Source organism: Microcoleus sp. D3_18_C2, from assembly GCF_036702395.1.
Classification (GTDB): domain Bacteria; phylum Cyanobacteriota; class Cyanobacteriia; order Cyanobacteriales; family Microcoleaceae; genus Microcoleus.
In genome coordinates, this window is record NZ_JAUBTG010000033.1 from 44,474 (window position 1) to 52,097 (window position 7,624).

Sequence of the window (7,624 nt, forward strand, 5' to 3'; positions counted from 1 at the left end):
TTAACTTTGTCGAAGCTAACATCACCCCGAAAGGGAGGCTCGAAAGAGCAAACATTATGCGATCGCGGGTTGCCAAATTTGAGAGGGTAATTTCGATGCACGCTCCCCTAGCTGAAGTGTCCCATCGAAATTACATTACATTCATTACACTCCCATCTAGCAATCCTCGTGTAATGCAAAGATTCACGGCGGTTTCGACCGCCGAGCCGTTTCCATCTCAGGTCTAAAGACGCTGAGTTTCCCACTTACCGAATTTTTTTATGAGCATCAATTTAGCGACCAAATTGCGTGAGGGAACCAAAAAGTCCCACACAATGGCAGAAAACGTCGGTTTTGTCAAGTGTTTTTTAAAAGGCGTTGTAGAAAAAACTTCTTACCGGAAGTTAGTAGGAAACCTCTACTTTGTCTACTCGGCAATGGAAGAGGAAATGGAACGCCAAAAGCAGCATCCGGTTGTTTCAAAAATTTACTTTTCTGAGTTGAATCGCAAACACAGCTTAGAGCAAGATTTATTTTACTACTACGGTGCGAATTGGCGCGAACAAGTAGCCCCCTCAGCCGCAGCTAAAGCTTATGTGGAGCGAATTCGCGAGATTTCGGCGACCGCACCGGAACTGTTAGTAGCTCACTCTTACACTCGCTACCTTGGCGATTTATCCGGCGGACAAATCCTGAAGGGAATTGCCCAGCGCGGGATGAATCTTTCCGACGGAGAAGGCACTGCTTTCTATGAATTCCAGGATATTCCTGATGAAAAAGAATTCAAGGGTAACTACCGTCAGGCAATGAATGAACTGCCGATTGACGAAGCAACAGCAGAGCGAATTGTTGACGAAGCTAATGCAGCTTTTGGCATGAACATGAAGATGTTTATGGAGTTAGAAGGCAATTTGATTAAAGCTGTCGGTCAGATGCTTTTCAATACCCTGACACGGAAGCGCGGTGGTGCTAGTACCGAATTGGCTACTGCTGATTGAGTTAAAGCTCACAGCAGATAATTTGAGCCTCGTTTAAGAGGGAAAACTTAAATCCTGGGGGTTTGATGGCTGCTTTTACAGTCACCAAATCTCCGGGATTTTGCATGGTGTTTGAATGGCGGGCGATCGACTTTTTAACTCATATCGTTTCCGGTTGTATCGGGATTATTTAACCGCAGAGGGCGCAGAGAACGCAGAGGGAGAGAATACAGAGAGGAATAATTCCGATGCTACCGGATTTGATATCACAACTAAACACTATCACCTTCCCATGCCGCGAGCGGGAGGCTCCTCGTCGGGGACAGGCAAAGAAGTGGGCCTTACTTGTCGCTCCAAATACTTGCTCAAAGCGTAAGCGATATCTCCACGAGTCATCGGTTTCAAAGGATTAATTTTATTAGTTGCGACATCAACATTAACGAACCCTTCATAAAGTGCAGTAGCCAGAGACTTTCTAGCCCAATTAGGGATTTCGCCTGCATCTGGATACTTAGCTAAAATTTCGGAAATGCTGGGTTCGGGAAACTGAAAAACCCCGTAAGCTTGAGCAAAAATCGCCAAAGCTTCAGCGCGAGTCACCCTTTGATTTGGGAAAAACATTCCGTCGCGATATCCACTCATCGTTCCCGTTTTCAAAGCAGTTTGAATCGCACTGTAAGCCCAGTAACTCTTCGGTACGTCCGGCAATTCCCTATCCGGTTTCTGAGCGGTTTTCCGGCGTTCCAAACCAAAAGTTTTCACTAAAATCACCGCCAAATCGGCGCGACTGACCAGGCCATCAGCATTAAAATTGCCAGTGGCATCTTTCTGCATCAATCCTGCACTCACAACCCGATCGATCGGGTCAATTATTTCTTGAGATTGAACCGCCATAGGCACTCCTTGCAGTAGGGCGATCGCCAAAAAAATACTCACTAACCTTTTCACGATTTTAATCCTTTCTGTCGCTAAAACAATCATGAAAACAGCAGTAATATTTTTTCTAGTTCCATCGGTATTATTCTGTGGTTTAGGAGGTGCGCGAGATTTGGGGATTATATATAAAAATCAAACATTTGCTTCTGGCAAAGCGCCCTGCATTTTACCCAACCAATCAATCAAATTATCTAATTGCTTTTGGGCCGTCAAAACCGCCATACCTCGAATAGTAACCTTCCCCTTGCTGTAGACAAAACGAGAGCGCAAATGTTCCGGCAAATTAGCCTTGAGCAAATTCCAAGCAGGCTCTTCCATCGCAGTTTCCAAAACTATGTTCTGCTTATTCTCCGGCTTAATCCGAGAAAAACCGATTTTTTTAGCGATTTGTTTGAGTTCGACCACACGGATAAGTTGCTGGGCTGGCAGAGGAATTGGCCCATAACGATCGCACCAATCAACCTGAATCTGCTGTAATTCTTCAGGGGTATTAGCAGAAGCCACAGACCGGTAAGCGCTCATCTTTTGATCCAAATCTGCGATGTAATCGGCAGGAATAAACGCCGTCAAAGTTAGGTCAATTTGCGCGTCCTCCACTTTCGGAATTTCCTGACCCTTAATTTCGCGAATAGCCTCCTCTAACATTTCAGCATACAAATCAAAACCGATCGCCTCCATTTGACCAGATTGTTCAGTACCCAAAACATCACCTGAACCGCGAATTTCCATATCTCGGACAGCCAACTGATAGCCCGATCCCAACTGGGCGAACTCTTGAATGGCCCGCAGCCTCTGCCTTGCAGCATCAGACAGTTGGTTCTGCTTGGGGTAAAACAGCCAAGCATGAGCTTGAATCCCCGCGCGTCCCACCCGTCCCCGCAACTGGTAAAGCTGACCCAAACCAAACTTCTGCGCGTCTTCAATTAAAATGGTATTGACACGAGGAATATCCAAACCCGACTCAATAATCGTCGTACACACCAAAATATCAAACTCCGCCGCGCTGAAAGTCAGCATGATGGATTCTAGTTCCGAAGCCTCCATTTGACCGTGGGCGATCGCAATTCTGGCAGACGGAACCATCTCCTGCAACTGAACGGCCAACTCATCAATCCCCTCAATCCGTGGCACCACGTAAAAAACCTGACCGCCCCTATCCAATTCTTGACGAATTGCCGATCGCACCACTTCCGGGTTATAGGGAGCCAAATGCGTCTGAATCGGGCGTCTGGAAGGAGGCGGAGTCGAAATCAAACTCATCTCGCGAATCCCCGATAGCGACATATACAAAGTCCGGGGAATCGGCGTTGCTGTCAGAGTCAGAACATCTACCTCTGTTTTGAGAGATTTAATTGCTTCCTTTTGCTTAACTCCAAACCGCTGTTCTTCATCCACCACCAACAGGCCCAAATCCCGAAATTTAATGGCTTTGCTCAAAACAGCTTGAGTACCGACAATCACATCTAATTCCCCAGTCGCCAAACGCTTGTGAATCTCTCGGCGCTCGGTTTCAGTGCGAAAGCGATTGAGCAAACCAACTTCGATCGGATAAGGGGAAAAACGCTCCGAGAGCGTGTGATAGTGCTGTTGGGTCAAAATCGTCGTCGGCGCGAGCAAAGCCACCTGCTTGCCCGCCGTAACCGCCTTAAAAATCGCTCTCAGAGCCACTTCTGTCTTACCAAAACCGACATCCCCGCAGACCAAGCGATCCATCGGTCGATCGCCCTCCATATCGCGTTTGACATCCTGAGTTGCCTTCAACTGATCCGGGGTTGGCTGGTAAGGAAAAGAATCCTCCAATTCTTGTTGCCAAGGCATATCAGGAGGAAAAGCGTAACCTGTTTGTTTAGCTCTTTTAGCATAAAGATTCAGCAAATCCACTGCCAATTTCTTAACAGCTTTGCGAACCTTAGTTTTAGTTTTTTCCCAAGTTTGACCTGTCAGCTTGTTTAGATCCGGTACTTTATCGCCTACAGTCCGAAACCTGGACAAAGCGCCTAATTGATCTGCCGCCACCCTCAGAGTACCGTCAGCGTATTGAATCAATAAATATTCGCGAGTTTCCCGATCGATCGTCAAACGTTCCAACTTGATAAATTTGCCCACTCCGTGCTGGCGGTGAACCACATAATCACCTGGGCTTAATTTATTCGGATCTACTTGCTTAGAAGCAGCGCGACGGCGCTTGCGGACGTAGCTAAAAGTAGCGAGAGAATGCTGACCGTAAAATTCCCGATCGGTAATTAAAACAATCCGAAAAGTCGGCAGAATAAAACCTTCCAATTCTGCCAGCCCGCTGTACTTCAAAGCAACCGGAACGTGCTGCAATTGCAACTTGTCGATCGCCAAATAATCGCGCGGATTCACCACAAACTGAGCCGGACAGTCGTGTTCCGACAGCAGAGAAACCGATCGGCTGGGTTGAGCCGAAACCAGAAAAATGGTAAAACCCCGATCGCGCTCTTCCCTGAGCATTTGAGACAGCTTCGCAAATTGGTGAGGCATCACCGGCACAGGCCGAGAAGCCAAATTAATCGCAGACGGTAGCTGGTCGCCCTCCGCAGAGCTTTGAAGTTTTTTAGCCGTAGAATCTTCTGCCAATTCTGAAAGTTCTAGCCTCTCGAAAGCTGCGACATCTGCCATAGATTCAGCAAAAGTGCGGTGAATTTTTGGAACTTTCAAATTAGCAATTGGCAATTTTTCTGTTTCCTCACCAGTAACTGCCGATTCCCGATTGCAATTATTCCACTGTTCCTGTGCATTCTCATACCAGCGGTCGCTGTGACCTTCGCACCCTTGCGGTTCGTCAATAACAACTAAAGTATTTTCACTCAAATAATCCAACAAAGATGCAGGTTGCTCGAACGCTAAACCCAACAGCCGGCGGACAAATTTTTCGGCTTCATTTTCTGGGTCTACAGAGCCTAGTTGGTTAATTTCGTCAATATTTTTTTCAGCTAAAACTGCTTTAATAATTGTGTTAAAATTAGTAGGAGTTAAAACTAATCGATCGACCTTATCGAGCGATCGCTGCGAAGACGGGTCGAACTCCCGAATTTGCTCCAAATCATCTCCGAACCATTCCAGCCGCACTGGCAACTCAGCCGCCACCGGAAATACATCGACAATATCCCCCCGGCGACTCCACTGGCCCTCCATTTCCACCAGAGTCACTCGATCGTACCCCATCGAGGCAAGTTGACGGTCAAGGATCTTCGAGTCTTGAACCGCACCTCGCTTCAGCGTCAGACAGTAGGGTTCAAAAGCAGCAGGCGGCGGCAAGTGAGACTGGAGAGCTCTTTCGGTAGCTACAATCGCGATCGGCTTAGAATTAGCGTTTGTTTCTCGTTTCTCGACCAAATCCGCCAGCACCTGCATTTGTCCCCAAGTCATTTCGTTCTCGTCGGAGTAAGATAGCTCGTAGGGCGAAGCCTCCGAAGTTGGGTAAAAATGCACAGTCTGCCAGCCCATAGCCTCCAGCCCTGCCACCCAGCGGCCGGCTTCTTCTAAAGTAGCCGTCACTACCAGTAAACTCCGCCCTTCTTGTTGTGCGAGGGCGGAAGCTACTAAACCTTTGGGCAACCGGGCGATGCCGTTGAGTTGCAAGCAGCGATGGCGCTTGAGCTTGTTGAGGATTTCTGTGGCTAGGGGCGATCGCCCCAGGGTACGAATTATTGAAGAGAAAGTCATGCGCTTTTAATTTTAATCCCTGATCGGCGAAGGCTCTTTCCCTTTGCCTGTTAAGGAGATTGTACGACAAACATCCCTGATTGTGCCGCTCTGCTGTGGACCGAAAGCATCCAGGATACCCGCCACGTGATTCATCTCGCGCAAGTCAAGGCTTCAATCTAAAATCTAAAATCTAAAATCTAAAATCGATTGACGCCTGGGAACTTAACTGGAGATAGATTTCTGCTTTAATATGTCGATCCAGCGATCGCGATCGAGCGCGGGACGTTAATCTAGTGACAGGTTTAGAAAAAATTTCGATTTTGCGATCGAGATTCGCAGCTTCCAGACCTCTCCTGTGACTGCACCCAAAGACGGATACCCTGCCACGTACTCAAGTTGTGAAGATCGAAGAATTTTAGACATTAGGGAAATCCCCCAGATACTGGCTGCAGAGTCAATCTAAAATCTAAAATCTAAAATCTAAAATCGACTAACCGGGCACAGCGCTTCGCCGTTACTACCGAAAATTTTAGAAATGTCCCCAAGTACCGATATTCTGATTGTTCTCCTGCTAATTTTCCTCAATGGCTTGTTTGTGATGTCAGAGATGGCCATCATCTCTGTACGGAAGGTGAGACTGCAACAGATGGCCAACCAAGGTTCGATCAATGCCCGCGTAGCTTTGGATCTGGCGAATGCCCCCAATCAGTTCTTGCCGACAGTTCAAATCGGGATTACGATGCTAGCCATTCTGTCGGGCGCTTTTGGGGAAACGACGGTTGCTAAAAGGGTAGAGCCTTTGTTACGGTTGATTCCTGCCTTGGGACCCTATTCTCAGACGATCGCCTCAGTAGTAGCAGTTTTAACCATCACTTATCTGACCTTAATTATCGGGGAACTCGTGCCGAAGCGGCTGGCACTCAACAACCCAGAGCCGATCGCCTCAAGCGTAGCAATTCCCATGCGAATGCTCTCAAAAATCGGCGCTCCTGCGGTTTATCTGTTAAGTTATTCCACTGACTTAGTGATGCGGATCATGGGGATTGTGCCTTCTACAGAACCGCAAGTTACAGAGGAAGAAATTAAAGTTTTAATCGAGCAAGGAACAGAAGCCGGAACCTTTGAAGAAGCCGAACAAGATATGGTGGAAAGAGTGTTTCGTTTGGGCGATCGGCGAGTCAGCGCCTTAATGACCCCGCGTCCCGATCTTACCTGGCTCGATCTGGATGATTCAGTGGAAGAAAACCGCCAAAAAATGCTCGGCAGTGGTCATTCTCGGTTTCCTGTGTGTCAAGGAGGACTCGACAACGTTGTCGGTTTAGTACACGTTACTGATATGCTGTCTCGGACTTTAACTGGTCAACCCCTAGATTTAAGCGCTTCTTTACGACGACCGTTATTTGTACCGGAAAGCACGCGGGGTTTAAAAGTATTAGAACTTTTCAAACAATCGAGCAATCAAATTGCCTTGGTAGTAGACGAATACGGCGTGATTCAAGGATTGGTTACAGTCAACGACATTTTAGTCGAACTCGTTGGCGACTTTCCCTCGATTGAAGATGCTGACGAACCTCAAACCGTGCAGCGCGAAGACGGTTCTTGGCTGTTAGACGGAATGCTAGCAGTCGAAGATTTTTTTGAGCTATTTGGAATCGAAGAGTCAGCCGAACACAAAGGAAGTTACCACACAATGGGCGGTTTTGTGATTACAAATTTGGGGAAAATTCCCACAGCAGCCGAGCATTTTGAGTGGAACGGTTTGCGCGTGGAAGTAGTCGATATGGACGGCAACCGAGTTGATAAAATCTTGGTAATGCCGATCGACTCAACGGGCGATCGCTCCCCCAGCCAGCCAAAAACCCAAAACTAAAAACCATGTAATTTTAATCCATCGACATCATACCCGTAGGGGCGGGTTCACCAACCATCATCGCCGGAAACAAACAATCTCAAAAACCCGCCCCCACCCAACGATAAATCATCTCGACTCAACGGGCGATCGCTCCCCCAGCCAGCCAAAAACCCAAAACTAAAAACCATGTAATTTTAATCCATCGACA

4 protein-coding genes are annotated in these 7,624 nt (G+C 47.5%); 2 read left to right on the forward strand and 2 right to left on the reverse strand.

All coding sequences use genetic code 11. The annotated features are described in order from the left end of the window. Positions 1-260: 260 nt before the first annotated feature. Complete coding sequence (locus QUA88_RS19080) at positions 261-977, forward strand: heme oxygenase (biliverdin-producing) (RefSeq protein WP_333108776.1); 717 nt, start codon at positions 261-263, stop codon at positions 975-977. Between the two features lie 261 nt (positions 978-1,238). Here the strand turns inward: QUA88_RS19080 and QUA88_RS19085 are convergent, their stop codons facing one another. After that, positions 1,239-1,904: an S-layer homology domain-containing protein gene (locus tag QUA88_RS19085; protein ID WP_333273178.1), complete on the reverse strand. Its 666-nt coding sequence runs from the start codon at positions 1,902-1,904 to the stop codon at positions 1,239-1,241. A gap of 120 nt (positions 1,905-2,024) precedes the next feature. Next, on the reverse strand, positions 2,025-5,582 hold the full coding sequence (gene mfd / locus QUA88_RS19090; RefSeq protein WP_333273181.1) for a transcription-repair coupling factor: 3,558 nt from the start codon (positions 5,580-5,582) through the stop codon (positions 2,025-2,027). 517 nt (positions 5,583-6,099) lie between these two features. On the opposite strand from mfd, the gene QUA88_RS19095 reads away from it, so the two are divergent. Continuing rightward, positions 6,100-7,434: a hemolysin family protein gene (locus QUA88_RS19095; protein ID WP_333273183.1), complete on the forward strand. Its 1,335-nt coding sequence runs from the start codon at positions 6,100-6,102 to the stop codon at positions 7,432-7,434. Positions 7,435-7,624: the final 190 nt, after the last annotated feature.

Bases quoted from the DNA above. Each gene is read 5' to 3' on its own strand.
- QUA88_RS19080 (WP_333108776.1), top strand. From the start codon at position 261: ATGAGCATCAATTTAGCGACCAAATTGCGTGAGGGAACCAAAAAGTCC.
- mfd (WP_333273181.1), bottom strand. From the start codon at position 5,582: ATGACTTTCTCTTCAATAATTCGTACCCTGGGGCGATCGCCCCTAGCC.
- QUA88_RS19095 (WP_333273183.1), top strand. From the start codon at position 6,100: ATGTCCCCAAGTACCGATATTCTGATTGTTCTCCTGCTAATTTTCCTC.